This is a genomic window from Fructobacillus fructosus KCTC 3544 (genome assembly GCF_001438695.1).
Taxonomy (GTDB): domain Bacteria; phylum Bacillota; class Bacilli; order Lactobacillales; family Lactobacillaceae; genus Fructobacillus; species Fructobacillus fructosus.
Map to the genome: position 1 here is coordinate 121,199 of NZ_JQBH01000001.1, position 21,810 is coordinate 143,008.

21 protein-coding genes are annotated in these 21,810 nt (G+C 46.2%); 1 reads left to right on the top strand and 20 read right to left on the bottom strand.

Annotated features, from left to right (window positions below; all coding sequences use genetic code 11):
• Positions 1 to 16: 16 nt before the first annotated feature.
• Positions 17 to 1,006 carry a phosphate acetyltransferase gene (gene pta / locus IV71_RS00570; protein ID WP_010691535.1) on the bottom strand — a complete coding sequence of 330 codons (990 nt, stop codon included), beginning with the start codon at positions 1,004 to 1,006 and terminating at the stop codon, positions 17 to 19.
• A 60-nt stretch (positions 1,007 to 1,066) separates the two neighbouring features.
• Positions 1,067 to 1,741, bottom strand: a complete 675-nt coding sequence (locus IV71_RS00575) for a uracil-DNA glycosylase (protein WP_010691536.1) — start codon at positions 1,739 to 1,741, stop codon at positions 1,067 to 1,069.
• A gap of 73 nt (positions 1,742 to 1,814) precedes the next feature.
• Here IV71_RS00575 and IV71_RS00580 point away from each other — a divergent pair, with 73 nt between their 5' ends.
• The gene (locus IV71_RS00580; protein ID WP_056994984.1) at positions 1,815 to 2,549 is read left to right on the top strand and encodes a hypothetical protein; all 735 of its coding nucleotides are present in this window, start codon (positions 1,815 to 1,817) and stop codon (positions 2,547 to 2,549) included.
• Positions 2,550 to 2,579: 30 nt separating this feature from the next.
• On the opposite strand, the gene cls is transcribed toward IV71_RS00580, so the two are convergent.
• The 18 genes from cls to mraY all read right to left on the bottom strand — a co-directional run bounded on the left by cls (position 2,580) and on the right by mraY (position 21,808).
• Positions 2,580 to 4,031, bottom strand: a complete 1,452-nt coding sequence (cls, locus tag IV71_RS00585; RefSeq protein ID WP_010691538.1) for a cardiolipin synthase — start codon at positions 4,029 to 4,031, stop codon at positions 2,580 to 2,582.
• 31 nt (positions 4,032 to 4,062) lie between these two features.
• Positions 4,063 to 4,596 carry an adenine phosphoribosyltransferase gene (locus IV71_RS00590; protein WP_010691539.1) on the bottom strand — a complete coding sequence of 178 codons (534 nt, stop codon included), beginning with the start codon at positions 4,594 to 4,596 and terminating at the stop codon, positions 4,063 to 4,065.
• A 19-nt stretch (positions 4,597 to 4,615) separates the two neighbouring features.
• Positions 4,616 to 6,646 (bottom strand): single-stranded-DNA-specific exonuclease RecJ, encoded by a 2,031-nt coding sequence (gene recJ / locus IV71_RS00595; RefSeq protein WP_010691540.1) that lies wholly within the window; start codon positions 6,644 to 6,646, stop codon positions 4,616 to 4,618.
• A complete protein-coding gene (gene rnz / locus IV71_RS00600; RefSeq protein ID WP_010691541.1) occupies positions 6,639 to 7,589 on the bottom strand; it encodes a ribonuclease Z in 951 nt (316 codons plus the stop codon). The genes recJ and rnz overlap by 8 nt, the downstream gene beginning before the upstream one ends.
• A 27-nt stretch (positions 7,590 to 7,616) precedes the next feature.
• Positions 7,617 to 8,360, bottom strand: a complete 744-nt coding sequence (gene trmD / locus IV71_RS00605) for a tRNA (guanosine(37)-N1)-methyltransferase TrmD (RefSeq protein ID WP_010691543.1) — start codon at positions 8,358 to 8,360, stop codon at positions 7,617 to 7,619.
• Positions 8,360 to 8,878, bottom strand: a complete 519-nt coding sequence (rimM, locus tag IV71_RS00610) for a ribosome maturation factor RimM (protein WP_010691544.1) — start codon at positions 8,876 to 8,878, stop codon at positions 8,360 to 8,362. Before rimM ends, trmD begins: the two co-directional genes overlap by 1 nt.
• A gap of 120 nt (positions 8,879 to 8,998) precedes the next feature.
• A complete protein-coding gene (gene rpsP / locus IV71_RS00615) occupies positions 8,999 to 9,442 on the bottom strand; it encodes a 30S ribosomal protein S16 (protein ID WP_010691545.1) in 444 nt (147 codons plus the stop codon).
• A 122-nt stretch (positions 9,443 to 9,564) separates the two neighbouring features.
• Positions 9,565 to 12,363: an isoleucine--tRNA ligase gene (gene ileS / locus IV71_RS00620; protein WP_010691546.1), complete on the bottom strand. Its 2,799-nt coding sequence runs from the start codon at positions 12,361 to 12,363 to the stop codon at positions 9,565 to 9,567.
• 264 nt (positions 12,364 to 12,627) lie between these two features.
• A complete protein-coding gene (locus IV71_RS00625; protein ID WP_010691547.1) occupies positions 12,628 to 13,341 on the bottom strand; it encodes a DivIVA domain-containing protein in 714 nt (237 codons plus the stop codon).
• Between the two features lie 27 nt (positions 13,342 to 13,368).
• Positions 13,369 to 14,163, bottom strand: a complete 795-nt coding sequence (locus IV71_RS00630) for a YlmH family RNA-binding protein (RefSeq protein ID WP_010691548.1) — start codon at positions 14,161 to 14,163, stop codon at positions 13,369 to 13,371.
• Position 14,164: 1 nt separating this feature from the next.
• Positions 14,165 to 14,431 carry a YggT family protein gene (locus IV71_RS00635; RefSeq protein WP_010691549.1) on the bottom strand — a complete coding sequence of 89 codons (267 nt, stop codon included), beginning with the start codon at positions 14,429 to 14,431 and terminating at the stop codon, positions 14,165 to 14,167.
• Between the two features lies 1 nt (position 14,432).
• Positions 14,433 to 14,870, bottom strand: a complete 438-nt coding sequence (locus IV71_RS00640; protein ID WP_010691550.1) for a cell division protein SepF — start codon at positions 14,868 to 14,870, stop codon at positions 14,433 to 14,435.
• A gap of 13 nt (positions 14,871 to 14,883) precedes the next feature.
• A complete protein-coding gene (gene ftsZ / locus IV71_RS00645; protein WP_056994985.1) occupies positions 14,884 to 16,152 on the bottom strand; it encodes a cell division protein FtsZ in 1,269 nt (422 codons plus the stop codon).
• A 21-nt stretch (positions 16,153 to 16,173) separates the two neighbouring features.
• Positions 16,174 to 17,517 (bottom strand): cell division protein FtsA, encoded by a 1,344-nt coding sequence (gene ftsA, locus IV71_RS00650; protein ID WP_010691552.1) that lies wholly within the window; start codon positions 17,515 to 17,517, stop codon positions 16,174 to 16,176.
• A 111-nt stretch (positions 17,518 to 17,628) separates the two neighbouring features.
• Positions 17,629 to 18,330: a cell division protein FtsQ/DivIB gene (locus IV71_RS00655; RefSeq protein ID WP_010691553.1), complete on the bottom strand. Its 702-nt coding sequence runs from the start codon at positions 18,328 to 18,330 to the stop codon at positions 17,629 to 17,631.
• Between the two features lie 9 nt (positions 18,331 to 18,339).
• Positions 18,340 to 19,437 carry an undecaprenyldiphospho-muramoylpentapeptide beta-N-acetylglucosaminyltransferase gene (gene murG / locus IV71_RS00660; RefSeq protein ID WP_010691554.1) on the bottom strand — a complete coding sequence of 366 codons (1,098 nt, stop codon included), beginning with the start codon at positions 19,435 to 19,437 and terminating at the stop codon, positions 18,340 to 18,342.
• Positions 19,438 to 19,440: 3 nt separating this feature from the next.
• Entirely contained in the window at positions 19,441 to 20,799 is a 1,359-nt protein-coding gene (murD, locus tag IV71_RS00665) for a UDP-N-acetylmuramoyl-L-alanine--D-glutamate ligase (protein WP_010691555.1), read from the bottom strand.
• Positions 20,800 to 20,854: 55 nt separating this feature from the next.
• Positions 20,855 to 21,808 (bottom strand): phospho-N-acetylmuramoyl-pentapeptide-transferase, encoded by a 954-nt coding sequence (mraY, locus tag IV71_RS00670; RefSeq protein ID WP_010691557.1) that lies wholly within the window; start codon positions 21,806 to 21,808, stop codon positions 20,855 to 20,857.
• Positions 21,809 to 21,810: the final 2 nt, after the last annotated feature.

Genomic DNA, 21,810 nt, shown 5'->3' on the forward strand with positions numbered 1-21,810 from the left:
CATGATTCAATCAGTCTTAATTCTGATTTTGAACCTGAATGGCCGTAATGATGGCCACCTTATAAACATCCTCTTCTGAACAACCACGAGACAAGTCAGAAACTGGCTTGGCCAACCCTTGCAAAATGGGACCCATGGCTTCAAAACCACCCAAACGTTGCGCAATCTTATAGCCAATGTTTCCCGCTTCAAGGCTTGGGAAAACAAAGACATTGGCTTGACCGGCAACCTTTGATCCAGGCGCCTTTGCTGCAGCCACAGACGGAACAAGCGCGGCATCAAACTGCAATTCACCATCAATGACCTCTGCTAATTCAGGGGCCATTTCCTTCGCCAATTGGGTTGCTGCAACGACTTTATCGACCATTTCACCCTTTGCCGAACCCTTTGTTGAAAAGGATAGCATGGCAATTTTAGGGTCAACACCAAAGGCTTTCGCGGTACGAGCAGACTGGATGGCAACCTGTGCCATCGTTGGTGCATCGAGTTCAATGTTAATCGCACAATCCGCAAAGACGTAACGCTGATCGCCTTTTTGTAAGAAGAAGGCCCCCGAAATTCGCTTCGATCCTGCTGCCGTTTTAATCAATTGCAAGGCTGGCCGAACCGTATCACCGGTAGGATGAACGGCTCCGGAAACCATTCCATCGGCCAAGCCCATCTGCACCATCATCGTGCCGAAATAGTTGACGTCCTTTAACCATTTAGCAGCTGTTTCAGCATCAGTTTTGCCGTTACGTCGGTCAACCAGCGCCATCACCATGGCTTCATGTTCCTTTGGTGACTGCTTTGCTGGATCGATGATTTGGACTTTGTCTAGCTTGTAGCCGGAAGCTTCCGCACTTTCATTAATGGCAGCTGTGTCACCCAATAAAATCGGTTCAACCAACTGTTCTTCTGCTAAGCGAATGACAGCCCCTTGAATGCGGGCGTCCTCTCCTTCTGGAAAGACTAAACGAATCTTTTCGTCTTGAATCTTCTCTTTTAATTCATCAAATAGGGCCATGTTAACTACTCCTCTAACGTTTTTACTGTCTAAATTATAGCAAAGTCCACTGCTATGAAGCTACTTCAACCAATTAATTGGCGAAAGATAAGACTTTTTTAAAAAGTCGTTGCTGCGGGAAAACGGTTTTGAGCCAAAAAAACCGCGGTAAGCTGACAAAGGACTTGGATGAGCCGATTGAATAATCAAGTGTTTTGATTGATCAATGAGCCGTGCTTTTTTACGTGCAAAACCTCCCCACAAAATGAAAACTTTGGGCGAATCGTCATTTGAAGCAGCTTCGATGGTGGCATCGGTTAACCGTTCCCAGATAATGCCCTGGTGGGCATTGGCTTGCCCCTCTTTAACTGTCAAAACAGCGTTCAAAAGCATGACCCCCTCTTCTGTCCAGGGTGTTAAATCTTGGTGTGAACGGGCTTGACCCAGATCGTCTGCCAATTCCTGTAAGATATTTCGTAATGACGGCGGCGTTTGCATGCCATCCGGAACAGAGAAAGCCAGTCCCTGTGCTTGGCCAGGTTGATGATAGGGATCTTGCCCTAAAATAATGACTTTTGTCTGGGAAAGGGCTGTTTTTTGATAAGCATAAAATACTCGGTCACGTGCTGGATATGTTGGGCTTGTTTCCCCATAGACTTTAGCTAAGAAACGCTCGACATCTTCTTGATAGCCTTCCGGTAATAGCGGTTGAATCGCCCGATCCCAACTCGAATGGGTTAAATTAAAATTTGTCATGATATACTAACTCCTAGTCATAAACTCTGTTTCTACTTTACCAAAAATCGTTGCATACTGCGGGAGGTTCGAATTGTTAACGGTAAACGAATTAAATCATTTAACAACACGCTACCAGGAAAGGCCAAAGCAGCTAGCACAAATCGAAGCCGTTTCACAGGCGCTCGTTCACCTGGCCAATCAACGGCTTCCGGCCTCACCGCTACCTCCCCTTCTCTATTCAGAAAAACAATTGATGCGTGACCCCAGCCTGCTACCCTTAGACCAGGTATTCGGTGGACTACGCGAAACCATGATTAAGGAATACGGACTATGGTTCTTACCAAATCAGGCCCTTGTGCAAGACCTTGCTGACTGGTTGGCTGGCCGTCCACTTGTCGAACTAGCAGCCGGTAACGCTGCACTGAGTGCGAGTCTGCTAGCGGCTGGTGCTCACGCAGTCGCTGTGGATTCTTTGGATTGGGTTGGACAAGACATTGAACAGGCAGAACCATGGACCACCGTAGAACAATTGGATGCACTTGACTGGGTCATGAACGAGATACAAGCGGTTCAACAGGGGAAAAAAGATTCTCTGCCCGTTTTCTTAATGGCATGGTGGCCAAATGGCAATGCGGGTGATTGGTCTATTTTACAAGCTCTTCGACAATCAGCACTACCTTTTACCCTCATTGTAATCGGTGAACCTGGTCCCTATACAAATTCCCAATCGTTTTGGGCCAAGGCCCAACTGACGAAGGACAAACGGTTAAATAAACACTACCAACCATTCGATGATTACCAAGACGCCCTCTATTTTGCCCAATAAAAAAAGCCCACATGGGCTTTTTTTATTGATCTATAGGATTGGTGCCAACAGTCGTGAGGCAACTTGTTTGAAGCGCAACCAACGGCTTTGTTCTTCAAAACTTTCAACCGTCTGTTCAGATGATTGGAGAATGTCCTTTTCGTAGACAGCGGCTAATTCTTTGGCGATACCTTCATCATACAAGAAGGCATTCACTTCAAAATTGAGCTTGAAAGAACGAAAATCGAAGTTAGCGGAACCAACCGACGATAGTTGGTCATCCACCACCATTGTCTTCGCGTGCAAGAAACCATTCTGGTAGTAATAGACTTTAATCCCGTCCTTGGCTAGCTGAGAAGCAAAGTACTGCGTTGCTCGGTAGACAAACATGTGATCAGGCATGCAAGGAACCATGATTCGAACATCAACCCCTGAATTAGCTGCAATTCGCAAGGCATCAATCGTTGAATCATCCGGAATCAAATAGGGCGTTTGAATCCAGCAACGCTTTTTGGCCAATTGGATTAATCGGATATAACCCATCTTAATTTGTTCATCATCTGAATCAGGACCCGAAGTGACAATTTGCAAATTCGTTTTGCCTGGGCGTTCCTTAGGCAACGATGGAAAGTACTGTTCATCCAATACATTCATTGGCTTTTTTAAAGCCGAGGCATTCCAGTCAAGCAGAAAATGCGCCTGCAGGTAATAGACCCCTGACCCTTTGATCTTTAGGTGGGTGTCACGCCAGTGACCAAACTTCTTCTTACGACCCAAATACTGGTCGCCAATGTTAAAGCCACCGACAAAGCCCACTCGACCATCGACAACCACAATCTTCCGGTGATCTCGAAAGTTCAACTGAAAGTTAATTAGGTTGAAGCGACGTTTTAAGAAAGGAACGGCATGCCCACCGGCTGCCCGCAAGGGTGCAAAAAATCTGGCCGTTGTTCCAGCTGAACCAAGTGAGTCATAGAGCACGTGAACTTGAACACCGGCCGTCGCCCGTTCAATCAGAATATCACGAATTTCATGCCCTAGCTCATCTGAGTAAAAGGTATAAAATTCAAGATTGATACTTTCTTGTGCCTGACGTAATGAACGCTTCAACCGTTCGAAAAAATCCTGACCTGAAGTCATTACCTGCACTTCATTATTCGTCGCCAGTGGTGTCTGGTTAATTCGTTGGAAGAGTGTCACCAATGATTGGGCTGACCGTGGCAACTTGGCCACCTCTTCATCAACTGACGGACCAGGTCCTTCACTAACTAGTTGACGGATGCGACGAAGCATTTCACTAGCATCTTGTCCCTGATAAGCAAACAATCGTCTCGCAGGTAGTTTTCGACCGGCAAACGAATAGAGCACAAATCCGAAAACAGGAATTAGGGTCAAAACCAAAATCCATGCCCAGGTTGCCGCAATATCCCGTGGTTCTCTAAAAACAGTAATTAAGGCAAACAGGGTGTTTAACACAATGATAATTGTAATTGCTAAAGTCATCAAGACTCCCCTCCCTGTGACTTTACAGGATTTAGTATTCCATCAAAGCCAAGAAAGGTACTTGACCGGCTTCCATGATTTTTTCACGCCCGTGCAAGGCTTCTAATTCAATAATGAAAGCAACACCAGCCACAACGCCACCGAGCTCTTCAACAATCTTACGAGTGGCATTGATTGTGCCACCAGTAGCCAGCAAGTCATCCACAATTAAAACACGCTGCCCTGGTTTAATGGCATCTTCATGGATCTCTAGCTCGTTTACACCACCATATTCCAACGTATAAGAAGCTGAAACGGCCTTTCGTGGCAGCTTACCAACCTTACGTGCAGGAACGAATCCAACCCCCAAAGCGTAAGCAAGTGGTGAACCAACAATAAAGCCACGTGATTCAGGTCCAGCAATTAAATCGACGTTTAAATCTTTTGCAAAGTCAACAATTTGGTCAATGGCTTCTTTATAAGCCTGGCCATTGCCCATCAGGGGCGAAATATCACGAAAAGTGACACCCTCTTCAGGATAATCCTTAACAGAAGCCACATAATCGTGCAAATCAATCTTAGTCATTAGAATTCCTCATACCGGTTTAACCGGCAAAATAACGTTGGTAAGTAAGCGATTCAGACAGCGACCGTTTCCCCTCTTGCTTCACGCAAAGAATCCGGCCCGTCTCCATTTTAACAAAACCGAGGTCCAAAAAGACCTGAATCATTAATTTAAATTCTTTTTCCTGCATGGTCACATCAATCAGGACCTGATCAAGACCTTCGACCAAGTTTTCCTCTTGATGTCCATACAAATACTTATAGATGCGAGTAAAATCCGCTTTTGTCGCGTTAAAAGTCGTCTTAGCCCGATTATTAACAGCTGCTCTTTTGGGTACGACAGCCGGTTCAGACTCAGCTTTTTGCTCTTCAAAGGTCACATCTTCAAGCATTAATTGTAGCCTTGTTCGACCAGCAAAATGATTCAAACCAACGGTCCCCGCCATCGTTGCACGTTTTACACCAGTTGCCTGCGCCACGAGTTTAGGACGATTAAAAGCCAAGGCCTCCACGGGACCACGGCCCCCATTAAAGGCTAACTTTAGGTGCTTTTTTTCAGATCCTAAGGCTTGCACCCCTGTTAAGGGTACGTTTTTCAAGCCAATCACGGGCTGTGAATTGCCTTGACCAAACGGTTCTAGCAAAACCAAATCATCGTAAAAGTTTTTGGTTAACAGGCTGGGTTCCATGACAAGGTTGATTGGCAATGGCGCCTCTTCAAAACGCAAGTCAGCCCCCGCCTGCTTAATCTTTTGTCGAACCTCGGTGAGCTTATCCTCTGCAATCGCAATTCCTAATGCCCCTGCATGACCACCAAAGGAAGCATAATCATCAGCAAACGCTGCCAAAAAAGCATGCAAATCAAAGTCACCGTACGAACGACCAGACCCCTTATAAACGCCATCAACCTTAGTCATCACCACCACTGGCTTGGCAAATAGCTCTGTCAGGCGTGCGGCAGCAATGCCCAATACGCCTTGGTGCCAGTCTTCACCAGCAATCAGCAACACCGGTTGGTTTGCCATTTCAGGTTGTTCGGCCTGGCTCTTTGCTTCGTCAAAAACACGATCGGCTAATTCTCTTCGTTGATCATTTAGTTCTTCAATCTGTTTGGCCAGGGCTTTTGCCTCAGACTCATCCTTTGTCTGCAGCAATTTCATGCCTAGAAAGCCATCCCCTAAACGCCCCACAGCGTTAAGCCGTGGCGCAATTTTAAACCCAACGGTTTCTGAGAGAACTGCTGCGCCATTGGCCTGTTTAGCAGACTTCAAGAGGGCCTTTAAGCCTGGTCGTGGATTTGTTTCAATTTCCTTCAATCCCCAAATGACAAAGGCACGGTTTTCATCAGTCAATGACACCACATCGGCGATTGCCCCCATGGCCACTAGGTCAAAAAATTCAGTTGGCAAATCCGCTAGGCTTTCGGCTGGCATACCGTCTTGCAAGACGGCCTGGGCGACTTTGAAAGCGACCCCTGCGCCAGATAAGTCACCAAAGGGATACTGACCCTCCGGGTGCCGTGGATGAATCACGGCAACGGCATCTGGTAGTTCCTCTGGTAAGGCGTGGTGATCGGTGACCACCACGTCAACCCCTTGTTCCTTCGCCCAGGCAATCGGTTCTTTACCAGAAACACCATTATCCACCGTGATAATTAAGCTAGCACCCGTTTTATCAATTAACCGTTCGTAAGTTGCCTGATTGGGCCCGTAGCCATCCGTAAACCGGTTCGGAATGTAGGGAACGACGTCAGCACCGAGAGAAACTAGCGCCTCCGTCATGATGGTCGTAGCGGTCAGACCATCCACATCATAATCGCCATAAACTAAAATGGTCTCTCCCGAAAAAACAGCCTCCTGGATACGCGAAACGGCTTGATCCATTTGGTAAAACTCGGCAGGATCATGTAGTTGGGAAAAAGCCGGGTGCAAAAAAGCCTTCGCTTTTTCGACCGTGTCAATTCCTTTTTGAACCAAAAAACCAGCCGTAACTGGAGTTAATCCTAATTTTTCTTGTAATTGTTGGCGTTTTTTTTCGTCTGGCTGCGCCAGCACCTGCCACTCTCTAGTCATGCTGCTCCTTTTCAAATGGCACGTCAATCACATCAAGGTCCCGCGCAACGTACACCTGACCAAACACGTGGTGAACATCCCCAATAAAACGTTGCAGAAGCGGGCCGATGTAGCGAGCTGAAATATGCGTTAAGACAAGTTTCTTTGCACCGGCCTTCACCGCGAGGTTGGCAGCGTCTCTTGAGGTTGAGTGCCCGTGGGCCCGGGCCATTTTACTTTCTTCCTTGGACATGCCATAGGTTGCTTCATGAACGAGAACGTCAGCCCCCTTGGCTAATGCCAATTCACTGTCTGAGGGCATGGTGTCAAAAATAATGGTAATCACTCGACCGGGTTGTTCAGGCCCCAAGTAGTCCTTCCCATTCACCACCCGACCATCTGCTAACTGAACCGTTTCACCGGCTTTCAACTGTCCATAGACCGGACCAGCGGGAATCTTATCCGCCTTGACTTTATTAATCAGTAACTCGCCTTGATGGGGTTTTTCTTCCACACGAAATCCCCACGATTCCATGCGGTGCCGCAACGGTGCCGCAATAACTTTGAAAGTTTCGTCTTCAAAGATGACCCCTTCTTCAATTTCCACGTAGTGAATGGGGTAAGAGAGGTGCGTTTCAGAAACACGTAAGGCAGCAGAAATAAAGGAACGAAGACCCTTAGGGCCATAAATGGTCAAGGGTTCATTCCGGTCTGCTCCTTGAAACGAACGGGAAGAAAGTAAACCAGGCAACCCAAAAATATGGTCCCCATGTAGGTGAGAAATAAAGATTTTTTCGATTTTCCGTGGTCGAATCGTTGTCTTTAATATCTGATGCTGGGTTGCTTCACCCACGTCAAAGAGCCAGACGGCATTTCGCTCATCTAGCAAGCGAAGGGCGACACTGGCAACATTTCGAAATTTTGATGGCTGACCGGATCCGGTCCCTAAGAATTCTAATTCCATCTTTCAATCTCCCTATTGACGAATGCTTTACTCTTCCGCCAACTCTGTTTTAATATCGTCGAGCAAATCACGCTCTTCCTTGGTTAATTGGCGATTTTCGAGCAAATCTGGTCGGCGTAAGTACGTCTTTTTCAAAGATTCCTTTAAACGCCAGTCCGCAATCTTCTGATGATTACCAGAAATCAAAACATCAGGCACCCGCATCCCACGAAAATCGGCCGGACGAGTATATTGTGGATATTCCAAGAGACCATCTTGGAAAGAATCGCCACTGGCTGATTCACGATTGCCCAGAACATCGGGCAAGAAGCGAACCGTGGCATCAATCATTACCATGGCGCCCAGTTCGCCACCAGTCAAGACATAGTCGCCCAACGACAGTTCCTCATCCACAAGTGTTTTAATCCGCTCATCATAGCCTTCATAATGGCCACAGATAAAAGTCAAGTGATCATGCTTAGCCAAACGTTCTGCTACCTGATGATCAAACTTAGCCCCCGCAGGATCCAATAGAATCACGTGACCAGCAGACTGCGTCTCATCCCGCTCCTTAATTGAAGCAATGGCATCAAAAATCGGCTGGGCCGTTAAGAGCATACCCGCACCACCACCAAATGGATAATCATCCACGTTGTTGTGCTTATTGGTCGTATAGTCACGAAAATCCGTCACGTTGAAAGACAAAGCTCCTCGTTCAATGGCCTTCCCGATGATTGATTCTTGCATTGGGGCGAACATCTTTGGAAAAAGTGATAAGACATCAATTTTCATTAATCTAACAATCCTTCCAAAACATCGATCGTAATGACCTGATCCGCTATATTCACATCTTTCACAACGTCAGCGATTACCGGAATTAGGGCATCTGGGCCCTTTGGTCGTTTCACAATCCAAACATCATTAGCACCGGTCTCCATGATTTCTTTGACCTGACCAATCACTTGACCGCTTTCATCTTGAACCGTGCAGTCGATAATATCAGAGTAGTAATACTCCCCATCGTCCAGGTCTTCTCGGTCTTCGGCCGCCACGAAAAGATCTTGCCCCTTGTAGGCTTCCACCTCATTAATGTTGGTCACACCTTTAAAAGTCAGCAACCACATCCCCTTATGGACACGGGCCTTCTCAATGGTTTCTTCGTGATATTTTCCATCTGCCAGGCGATAAACCTTGGCTCCCTTTGCAAAACGGGTTTCGCCAAAGTCAGTAATGGCTTTTACCTTTAGCTCGCCACGAATCCCGTGGGTATTGACAATGGTTCCAATTTTAAAATAGTTTTCAGTTTCCATATCGTCTATTATAGCAAATTATTCGCCACTCCTCCTGTCAAAAGCAGTTCAGCTTATCTTCTGCTAGTGTACATACAAAAGAAAAAAGAACCACCGAAAGGTAGTTCTTTTATCGCTTAATTAAACCAATTCCAACAAGTCAGCCTTCTTAGCTGATGATGGGTACTTAACACCGGCTGCGTCCAAGTATTCCTTGATTTCTGCAACAGTGTTCTTAGTCGTTGGCTTTGAAGATGAAGCAGCAGCTTCCTTCTTTGCGGCTGGCTTAGCAGCGGCCATCTTAGTAGCAGGCTTCTTGCCGGCCTTTGATTCAGCATACTTAGTCATGATGCCGGCCTTTGACAACAAGTTACGAACCGTGTCAGAAGGTTGTGCACCGTTTTGCAACCAACCCATGATCTTTTCTTCGTCCAACTTAACTTCTGCTGGAACCGTAATTGGGTTGTAAGTTCCAACCGTTTCAATGAAACGGCCGTCACGAGGTGAACGTGAGTCTGCAATAACTACACGATAGAAAGGACGCTTCTTAGCACCCATGCGCTTCAAACGAATTTTAACTGCCATGAATAATTTCCTCCGTATTTCTTTACAAGTTATAGTATGCCAGACATTAAAAAGCATGTCAAGTAAAATTACTTGACATGCTTTTAACTTTGGTTTTATTTTAGCAAAAAACGTTAAAATACTTACTTTTCAAAACCTTCTTCAACAGCTTCTGGGTAAAAGTCACGAACAATCTTTGCTTCATATGCTGCCAATTCTGGGAAAGCACTGTCTGCTCCCAAATCTTCGTGGTAGCGACGGTCACGTGGTGACAAACCACCACGAGCCTTTTCAACTTGAATTTGAACGCCATCAAAGCTTGGTACATCAGCAGGAGCTTCGCTCGATTTTTTCAAATCTAACTGCGAAACCATCAACATCAAACGGAGATCCAACCCAAGGGCTTCGACGGTCGCCAACTGTTCATCTGACAAATACAAAGTCATCGCTGCTTCTGCATTTTTACCAATCAAGTTCGCCTCACGAGCCATTTCAATGGCTTTGTTGGCCGCTGAACGGATGGCAAAGATTGTTTGCCACTTTGACTTGATATCAGCGGCTTCTGGGAATTCCTTGGCCTCTGGCATATCTTGCAAGTAGGCAAACTTTGTCGAATCGTCTGGTAAGTACGTCCAGATTTCTTCAGCAGTGTGTGGCAAGACTGGCAAAATCAACTTCGTCAAAGCCTGCACGGTTTCATAGAAAACCGTTTGCATTGAACGACGTTGCTTGGAGTCAGGTGCTTCCACATAAACGACATCCTTGGCCACATCCAAGTAGAAGGCTGACAAATCAACGTTAATAAAGTTAATCAACTTTGAGAAAACATCGTTAAAGCGGTAATTAGCGTAAGCCTCTTCAATCCCCTTAATCAAATCGTTCAAGACGATCGTTGCATACTTGTCGTGTGCTTCACGCTTCTCAAATGGGACGGCATCCTTAGCGTAATTGAAATCCGACGTGTTGGCCAACAAGAAACGCATCGTGTTACGAATTTTGCGGTATGAATCAGCCACCTGTTTCAAAATTTCTTGTGAAACCGGCATGTCCTGTGACGTATCAACGGTAATGGTCCACAAACGGAGAATTTCAACCCCGAGCTGGTCACCGACTTCTGCAGGAGAAATCGTATTACCGAGTGACTTTGACATCTTGTTACCCTTACCATCCAACGTAAACCCTTGGGAAAGTAAGTTCTTGTAAGGTGCCTGCCCCGTGACGGCAACAGAGGTAATCAATGATGAGTTAAACCAACCACGGTACTGATCAGACCCTTCCAAGTATAGGTCAGCTGGGAAATCCAAATTAGGACGTTGACGCAAGACACCATTCCAAGAAGAACCAGAGTCGAACCAAACATCCATGATGTCTTCTTCCTTCTTGAAAACACCGTTTGGTGAGTGCACGTTTGTGTACCCTTCTGGCAAGAGTTCCTTAGCTTCCTTTTCAAACCAAATGTTTGATCCGTGCTTTGCAACTAATTGAGCGACGTGTTCAATTACATCGGCATCTAAAATGGCGGTTCCATCTTCCGCGTAGAAGATTGGCAATGGAACACCCCAAACACGTTGCCGTGAGATGACCCAGTCCCCACGACCGGCAATCATGTTGTGCAAACGCTTCTGACCCCATGCAGGATAGAAGTTCACGTTATCCAACTGGTCCAAAATTTCTTGACGGAAGCCATCGATGGAAGCAAACCATTGGGGAACGGCACGCCAGATAATTGGCTTCTTTGTTCGCCAGTCAAATGGGTAGGAGTGGGTAATGCTTTCCTTAGCCAAGAAAAGCCCAGCTTCCTGCAACTTGGTAATCACCGTTCCGGTAACGTCATCGTAAAAGCGGCCTTCAAAGTCGGGTCCTGCTGACTTGGTCATCATTCCCTTTTCATCAACCGTCACGGCCACTTCCAAGCCGTATGGCTTAGAAACGTTGTAATCGTCTTCACCAAAACCAGGCGCCGTGTGGACTAAGCCCGTTCCAGAATCAAGGGTAACGTGATCACCCACCATAACGACTTCGTCGACGTCCTTGTCCCATGGGTGGTAAGCCGTGATGTTCTCGAGTTCGGATCCTTTGTGTTCTTCGAGCACTTCGTAGTCTTCCCAACCGAACTTCGGCGCCACTGTTTCAAGCAAGTCCTTCGCCACTACGTACTTCTTGTCTTGACCAGCTGGCTTAACTACTACATAGTCAAAGTCAGGTCCGACCGTCACACCACGTGAAGCGGTCACCGTAAATGGCGTTGTCGTCCAAACCACGAGATAGGTATCGTTGTCCAAGACACCCTTACCATCCTTAACACGGTTTGCGTAAAAGAGTGACGTTGACTTCAAATCATGGTATTCAATTTCGGCTTCGGCCAGAGCAGATTCAGATGACCATGACCAGTAAACCGGCTTGGCTCCCTTAAAGATATAACCCTTCTTAGCCATCTCACCAAAGACGCGCAACTGCGCTGCTTCGTATTCCGGCTGCAAAGTAATGTATGGATGGTCCCAGTCCGCCAAAACCCCAAGACGCTTGAAGTCCTTCTTCTGCTTCGCCACTTGTTCCAAGGCAAAGTCCTTGGCCAAGTTACGCCATTTTGCCTTTGGCATTGATTTGCGATCGTAGCCTGCCTTCGTCAATTGTTGCTCAATTGGCAAGCCGTGTGTATCCCAACCAGGAACGTATGGTGCGTAAAAACCAGACATGTTCTTGAAACGAACAATGATATCCTTTGTGATTTTATTCAAAGCGTGTCCCAGATGAATGTTTCCGTTGGCGTATGGTGGTCCATCATGGAGGTTAAAATGGGGCTTCTTTTCATTTTGCGCCAATCGTTGACCGTATAGGTCTTCGTCAAACCAGACTTTTTCACGTTCTGGCTCCGTTTTAGGCAGCGAACCACGCATTGGAAAAGCGGTCTTGCCAAGGTTCAATGTCTCTTTGTACTTCATGAACTTTCTCCTTTATTAATCAATTGTAATAAAAAAGCCCTGTCTACCTCATCGGTAAACAGGACGAATGAACGTGGTACCACCTATTCTTTCACTGGTGAAACCAGTGCTCAACGCAGCTCTAACGGGCTGCCCTTCGCCAGAACCTACTTCGTTCAGATCTGGAATTGCGTCAGTGATACCCCACCTTAAGGAATTGGCCATCTTCCACCAGACATGGCTCGCTTACAATGTTAAGGTGATGCGCGTCTCACGCTTTAATAATTATTTCTCTTCTGATTCTGGGAAGACAACAACCGTTGGGTCCGCAGACTTTTCAGGGTTCGCATTGGCTTCTTCTGCGCTAATACTAACCGTTTCGTTGCCGGCTGGTTCAATCGGTCCCTTAGCAAAGTCAGGAATGTCCGTTAAATCAGTTGGTAAATCTAGCGACTCTTCGGTTTCTTCGAGGACCTTGTTTGACAAAGCAGAAGCAGGCAAGGACTCAACGGCTTTCGCCAATTCATCCTTTTCCAAAAGGGCCTTTTGCTCATCAATTAATTGGATGAAGGACTGCTTAAAGGAATCAACGTGTGAACGTAGTTCGTTTTGTTCGTCAATTAAATCAACGTTTTCTTGCGCCAAACGTCGTGACTCTGCTTCCGCTTCATTACGGGCCGTTTCAACAATTTCCTTCGCTTCTTGTTGTGCCTTTTCAAGCTGAATCTTCACTTCCTCTTCCGTTTCAGAACGAAGTCGAGAGGCCGCGGATTGGGCAAAAAGAATGGATTCATTCACTTGATCCTTTTGTCCTTCTAACTGGTCAATTTTTTCTTGCTGCTGACGAATCTGCTTTTTCAGCTCTTCGTTTTCAACAATCATTGCCCGGTAATCATTATTGACTTCATCAAGGAATGAGTCGACTTCACGGGCGACATAAGCGCGTGATCCCTTTCGGGTAAATTCATGATTCAAAATTTCATCAGGTGTTAATGCCATGTTGTCTCCCTCTCTATATCATTCTACTCAACGGCGAATGATTTGAAAAACTGCCTTTATTTTATCCCTTTTACTCTGCCCTGCCAAGCTTTGTAAACGAATTCGACCATATTTTCGAACTGATACAACATCTTGACGATGCATTAGACGACTAGCGTCGTCATTTTTGACCCAATTAACGCTAACAAACCCCCTGCTAATCATCTCACTAACTTGCGTTCGTGAAATACCAAAGCAAGCAGCAATCACAGCATCCAGACGTAAAGAAGGAATTAAAACAAATCGTTCCTCCTCGTCGACAGCGGGCACAAGTGCCTTTGAATCAGCCACTTGTTCAAAATGGACCTTAGCCTTTCCAATCTGATCAACAGTCTGTGTCAAAAAAATTTGATGACTTTTCTCCACAGCGAGCTGAGCTAACCCAAGGTCCTGATCAACGACAATGTCACCAATCACGCTTCGGTTAACCCCTGCGGCTAATAAAGCCCCGAGTAGATCCTTATGGCGTAAGTTAATGAACTTCTTGGCAAAACGAATCTGTAAAAGCAGTTCTTCAAAATCTTGACGACCAACTTCGAAGAATTCGGGTGCAATGACCAGTCGTTTCTTTTCAGCCCGGTCAAAAATACCATAAGAGCGAACTTGGATATCCGTTCGGTCGCCAACAATGATTGAAACGATGTGTCGTTCTCGTGGGTTTAAAAAATGTGTCAAAACAAGCTGATAATCCTGACTAGCCTGTGTTAACCAATCAAGTACTTGTGCAACAAAGGCCCGCTCTTCATCATCGAAGTGCTGGGCCACTGCTTGATTTTCTGACATATTAGCTCACCAGATTGCTGACATAAGCCAGCAAATAGAGCAAACCTTGCAGACCAAACCAGGCCACTAAAGGACGAAAATCAAAAATCCCAAGTGGTTTAACAAATGAAAAAATAGCTAAGTAAGGTTCAATAATTTTACCGAGCTCCCTTCCAAACCAAGTATGGTAAAGACCAGGGAACCAAGACATCAGAATATAAACCAGCAAGGCGTAAGAATAAATCTGAATCGCATAACCTAAAACGATAAAAATAATTGATAAAGCCATATTAATACCGCGATTGGTTATCCAAGTTTTCACTCATTGATCCAGCCACCTCATAGGTAGAAGGCGTCAATAGAAAAATCTTTTCACCAATTCGTTCCATCGAACCATCGACAGCGTATACAGCACCACCAATATAATCCAAAATTCGGCGTGCAGGTTCTTCTTCCAGTTGGGAGAAGTTAACAATCACGGCATCCCCTTCGATTACCTGTGATGCAATGGCACGAGAATCAGCGTAAACCTTTGGTTCAAACAGCGCAATGCGTGTGGATGAACCGGCAACGTTTCCCTGGTTAGCTACCGTTTTGGCTTGCTTTTTGACCGCTGTCATTGGCTTTGCTTGCTTGGCAACAGGTTCTTGTTCTTGCACTTCTTCATACTCTTCATCGTAATAATCATCATCACCAGAAAAGAGTGTTTTAATTTTATCAAAAGCCATGGATTACTCCTTCTTAGCGCTTCTTAAAGAAAGGTGGCTGGTCGTCATCTTCTGAGGATAAGTCAAGATCAATATTTTGATTCTTTGGTTCAATGGGGTCAAAAGCTTGCTTTTGAACGCCATCAAATTGCTTATCATCTTGCTTGGCTTGTTGCTTCGTCGTGATGTCCCAATCAGCAAACGGATCATTCTTAGCGTCAGATGCTTCTGAACCGTTTCCGGCTGTTCGTGCAAATAAACCGGATTGAGCATTTTCTTGATCCTTTGGTGCAGCAGTTGCTTCTTTCTTAGCTGCCGCTTGGTGAATAACGGGGCCCTTCTTACCATCCTGCAAGCCAGTGGCAATCACTGTGACACGAATGGCATCGTTCATATCCATATCAACAGAAGTTCCGAAAACAACGTTCACGTCACGTCCAGCTTCTTGGTTAATCACGTCCGCAGCCGATTGGGCTTCGAAGACGGACAAATCAGCACCACCGGTAACGTTCAACAACACTTCAGAAGCACCCGTCATATCAACTTCGAGTAGCGGTGACGAAATAGCAGAGCGCGTTGCGTCAACAGCACGTGATTCACCGGTGGCCGTTCCAACACCCATGAGGGCTGGTCCCGCATCTTCCATCACAGTCTTCACATCAGCAAAGTCCAAGTTGATGAAACCAGGGTTCGTAATCAACTCTGAAATTCCTCGAACACCTTGTGCGACAACGTCATCAACAACGCGGAAAGCTTCAATAATTGGTAGCTTCAAGTCAATTTGATCCTTCAGACGTTCGTTCGTAATCACGACGAGGGAATCAACTTGTTCGGAGAGTGCCTGTAATCCTTCAGTAGCATACTTGGAACGCTTAGGGCCTTCCCATGCGAATGGACGAGTCACAACGGCCACGGTCAAAGCCCCCATATCCTTGGCAATCTTTGCCACGATTGGTGCGGCACCGTTACCAGTTCCACCACCCATACCAGCAGTGATAATGACCATGTCGGCGCCCTTTAAGGCCGCCTCAATTTCTTCTGTCGACTCTTCAGCCGCTTTCGCCCCACGTTCAGGGTTTGAGCCAGCTCCAAGGCCGCCGGTCAACTTAGGACCAATTTGAATCTTTTGCTTAGCAGCGGACTTGTCAAGTGCCTGAACATCCGTGTTTGCAACGATGAAGTCCACTCCCTGGATATCATCTTCAATCATGTGGTTAATGGCGTTTGAACCACCACCACCGACACCGATGACCTTAATTACCGCGCCGGTTGATGCCTGCGTCTCGTCGATTGTAAAGTCCATGAAAATACTCCTTTGGAATGGTTAGTCTTCGTCGTCTGTTTCGGCAAATAGTGAACTCAAAGAATTTTTCATCCGTTTAAAGATGCCTTCCTTTGGAACTTCTTCGTCAATATATGTTTCGTCTTCTTCAGTCGTTTGAATGAGCTCTTCACCCTTATTGGGTTGATGGTAGGGCTTTGCTTCAACTGCTTGATAACCCTTTTTGCCCATCACGACCGCTTTAATTGTTCGTTGTAATTCTGACTGAAATGCTTCGTAGGAAGCAAAGGCCAATGCGCGTGCAAATGATGGGTGGCGCAAACCAATTTGGTTGGGCCGGGCCACCTGAACATTTTCGCCGAAGTGTTCACGAGCTTTTGCCAGTAACCCTGGCGTGGCGGCAGAACCACCGGTGATGATGTAACCACCCGGCAAGTCATCGGCACCGACATTATCAAGTTGTTGATCCAAACGATCAAAAATCTGATCAAAACGGGCAGCCATGATTTCAGAAAGATATTGTTCGTCAACCGGCTTCTTTTCGGAACGACCAACAGCATCAACATAAAAAATCTGTTCTGGTGAAGCTTGCTCAGGATCAGCTGCTCCATACTTTACCTTGACTGCTTCGGCCTCGTTTTGTGAAATACTCAAAACGGTTGAAATGTCTTTAGTAACTGAAACACCACCTTCATAATCAACCGTCATGTACTTGACCTTGTGATCGTGAATGACAGAGGCGGTTGATTGTCCACCGGCTAAATCAATTAAAATCGCGCCAAAGTTTTGTTCAGCGTCGGAAAGAAAAGCAGGTGCCAGAGCCATCGGCGCCAAATCAAGGGCAGTAATGTGTAAGCCAGCTTTCTTAACAGCTGTCTTAATACCATCAACCACTTTGTTTGGTGCTAAGTATACCAAGCCCTGAACTTCAAGCCGGACACCAATCATATCCGTTGGGTCCTTAATACCGTCAAAACCGTCCACGACAAATTGGCTTGGAATGAATTCAACCGGCGTTTGTTCGGCTAATGAAAGTGAATCCAAAGCCTGCGTCGTCACATTTACGACATCTTGTCCTGTAATCTGTTTGTTTTGGTTTTCGATCGAAACCAAGCCGGAAACTTTTTGAATCGTCACTTGGTTAGCTGGCAGTCCAACGACCACCTCGTCAATACGAACATTTGCCTTTGCTGCTGCTTGGGAAACGGCTTGCTTAATCGCTTCTGCCGTTTGGTTAATATCAACGATTACACCACGTTTCAAACCTGCTCCGGCTGCCGAACCCGTTGCAATGACGTTGAATCGGCCACCATTATTCTGGGCAACAACCACTTTCACCATGGTTGTTCCGATATCTAATCCAACTATCATGCCATCTTGGGTCATGCACTTACCCCTTTTTTAATAAAATTTTAAACTAAACCTAAAGATAATCTTAACATATTGACAGCCGGTCTGGTAGGATTTCAAGCGAATTCCTTGGATATTTTCTCACCTTCACGACCCGTATGCGTAGGAATACGAACCAACTTGTAAATCGATAATTCCAGACTGAGTCATCGACTGGGCAATTCCACCGTAATAACGCATTTTTTCCGCCATTGTTTTTTGACTAGCATACACGGTGTTCCCGTCGTTCATCACAAGAATCAGTTTGCTGTCGTTGTTGCTGTCAGGAGCAAACTGAATCTCACCAATGTCATCCCGAATGACTTTATCAAGTGACGAAACAGATTTCGCTACTTTCTTCACCTGACTGTCTGATTTAAAGCCTGTGTATACCGGTCCACGACCATCTGGCTTAGCAACCTGCTGCTTATTACCGTTCGAATCTAACTGGTACCAGTGACCTTTTTCCTTAATAAAGCCTGCATTAATCTTTTCAGCAACCGTGATGGTGACTTTTTGTCCCTTCAGTGAAACATCAGCCTTTGACACTTTGCTATTTGCTTTTTGCAATTTTCTTTCGAGAAAACCCTCTTGTAGATAAACGTCATAGCGCTTACTTCCTTGGTGAAGACCGATTTGTTTTTCAATGGTTTCAGTTGGGATATTACCTGAATCAACCGTAACCGTTGTAATCGTGGCCCACGGACGCCAAACAAGAAGTAAAATCCCTGCCATGGCAAAAAAAGCCAGGGCCCACCAGGCACTGGTTAAGAAATTTTCTTTTGTTATCCCACGGACGTTTTCTTGCACGGTCTTCTCCTAATCAATCACTTCTTTAATCAAGTGGTAGAATCGGTCCCCCGCGTCTCGGATACCGACTTTTTTCGATTGACCTTCCATAGCCTTAGCCTGCGCATCATTGGTTAATAGTGCATCAGCAGCCTTCACGAGGCTTTCACCGTTCAAATCAGGTTCCTTAATCGACAGTGCGGCGCCTGCATCGACAAGCGACTTGGCGTTTTTGGTTTGATGATCACCTGTGACGAATGGTGACGGCACCAAAATCGAGGGCAGACCCAAGGCAGTTAATTCTGCAATCGAGGTAGCACCAGCACGTGATACCAAGACGGAGGCCTTCTGCATCACGGCCGGCATGTTATCGATGTATGGGAGGACTTTAATGTTAGCGGATAAAGTCTTTCCCTGCTCATCCAGCATGCGCATGAAGTTATCGATGCGCTTTGGACCAGCAACCAAAACCACTTGGTAGTCTCGTTTGTTAAAAGCTGGAATGGCTTCTAGGGTTGCTAAATTAATGGCAGGCGCTCCCTGAGAGCCGCCAAAAATCAAGAGCGTTTTTTTATCATCGGACAAGCCATAAGTCTGCCACGAAAAATCAGACTGCATCTTCGCTACTTCCTGGGCCCGTGGATTACCAATCAACTCGGTTTTCCCTGCTGGAAAGAAAGCTTCGGCATCTGGAAAAGCAATGCCAATTTTCGTGGCACCCTTTGCCAAAAACTTATTCGTCACACCAGCCACTGAATTTTGTTCGTGAATGACCGTTGGAATATGTAGTTCCTGAGCTGCCTTCAACACCGCCCCCGAAACATAACCACCAGTTCCCACAACAACATCTGGTTGAAAGTCCTTGATGATGTTTTTCGCTTGCTTGACCGCCTTCAAAAACAACCAAACGGTTTTGAAGTTATCGAGTGACAATGACCGCTTAAAGCCTTGCACGTGTAATTGTTTGAATGGAATACCCGTCTTAGGAACAATGTTTTTTTCAACACCGCGAAAAGAGCCAACATAGAGAAACGCTGTCTCCGGCTCCTTTTCCTTAATCACGTCGGCAAGTGCCAAAGCTGGATAAATATGGCCGCCAGTACCGCCACCTGATAGCATGACTTTCATCGATTAATCCTTCTTTCCTAAAGCTTTTTTCAATGCGGCAACGTACTTGTCCCCGCGAATTTCAAAGTTGGGATATTGGTCCCAAGATGCAGCAGCAGGTGAGAGCAAAACGACATCACCCGGCTGAGCCATCTTAACAGCAAGTGGTGCTGCCTCTTCTACGTTTTCGACCACGGTTACCGGCAAATTTGCCTGCTTGGCCATCTCAACTACTTTGTCCTTAGTTTGCCCAAAAGCAATGACCTGGGTCACATTCCCCAAATCCGGCACGAGCCGGTTCAAATCATCGCCACGATCCAAGCCACCAGCCAATAGAATGGTTGGTTCCTTAAAAGCAGACAAAGCCGCCTGCGTGGCTTCAATGTCCGTTGCTTTGGAGTCGTTGTAATAAATCACGCCATTATCTTTAAACAAAAACTCCAAACGGTGCTTCACACCTGCAAAAGTCTTCAACACAGCGCGCATCGCTTCGAAATCACAACCAGCAACAGTCGCCGCTGCCGTGGCGGCCAAGGCGTTTTCCAAGTTTGGCCGGCCGACTAACTTGACTTGGTCAAAGGGCATCAGATCCTGACCATTCAAAATTAAGTCTCCAGCCGTTTCATGCGCATAGGCGGATTGGTCTTCCGGATTGAAGGTCAAAACCTGGGCCTTCGTCACTTGAGCAATCGCCGCTGTATCTTTACCGTTACCGTTCAAAATCAAGGTTTGATCCGCCCGTTGATGAATGGTAACCCGTTCCTTTGCCGCTAAGTAATTGGTTCGATTATGGTGAAAGTCTAAGTGGTTAGCAAAGACGTTGGTAATCACCGCAATGTCTGGTGCAATTTCTGGAATCCCGACTAACTGGAAAGTCGACAATTCAAGCACTAGCGTATCCGCTTCTGTCATGTCCCCAACAACATCGCAAACCGGCGTTCCAATGTTTCCTGCAATCACGACTTTTCCCTGTTTGGCATCGTGTTGAAGCATCAAACCAAGCAACGAAGTGGTCGTCGTCTTCCCGTTCGATCCCGTCACGACAATCAAACGACCTGTAAAAGTCGAAAGTGCGACCGCTACCTCTGTTAAGACAGGCACTCCCAAGGATTCAGCCTTTTCAACTAAGGGGTGATTATAAAAGATACCCGGGTTCTTAACGACGTAATCGGTGTTTGCCACTAGCGCATCTGGCCCATCGTTTTCAATAAAAGTCACGCCCGCTTTTTTCAAAGCCAACACATCGTCGTCTTCCTTGATGGCATCGCGATTAGCCACCGTCACCTTCGCACCGAGCTGAACCAAACGGTTGGCTGCCGCACGACCCGACTTGGCCCATCCTAGAACCAATACTTTTTTCCCATGAAACGCTAAGGCTGTCATGTACTTCCCCCTTATTTTTTATTTCAATTATGTACGGTGGCGAGCCACCTTATAGTTAGAAGAGCCATAACCCAATTAGAGCGCAGCCCAATCCAAAGAGCCAAAAGGCTGTATCAATTTGCCATTCAGACCAACCAAATTTCTCAAAGGAGTGGTGAATGGGTGCCATCGGAAAGACACGCACTTTGAAGAAGTGGTATGAAATGGTCTGAATAATGACCGACAGTGTCTCAATGACAAAGACCAAACCAATGATTAGTAGGGAAATGACGGCGTGCAATTGGATTGATTCAACCGCTAAACCTGCCCCAATGGCTAAGGAACCCGTATCACCCATGAAGATCTTTGCTTTTGGCTTGTTGAAAAGCAAGAAACCAACCAAGGACCCCATTAAAACGATGTTGAAGGAAACCATTGCCCAATTTTCGGCACGGACGGCCATGAGGGTGTAGGCACCGTAGGCAATCAAGGCCAAGCCGGTCAATAACCCATCCAATCCATCTGTCAAGTTGGTGGCGTTTGACCAGCCGACCAACCAGAACCAAAGAAAGACCAAGTAAAAGACACCAAGATAAACAACCCCAACGAAAGGTAAGTTTAACCCGGCCGGCACGTGCATTGCCCAGAGTAACAGCATCACCAAGAAGGCCGAAACAGTCTGAGCCAATAACTTGGGCTTAAAAGCAAAACCATCGTCAGCGTGATTAACCAACTTCAAAACATCATCAACGGCCCCAATTAATCCGTAGGAAGCAAAGCCAACAGACAAAGCCAAAATAGTTGTCAACGAACGACTATCATGATAAGTACTTGGCAAACAAAAGACGATAATTAAGGTCACCAGACCGAAAACCGCTCCACCAAGTGACGGTGTTCCGGCTTTTTGCTGATGATCCGGTCCGAGCACACGAATAACCGCCTGCTCCTTACTCTGTTTCAACTTTTTAATAACCGTTGGCATGATGACTGCGGTGAGCACCATCCCCAAAAGAAACTCTAATACAAGCATTG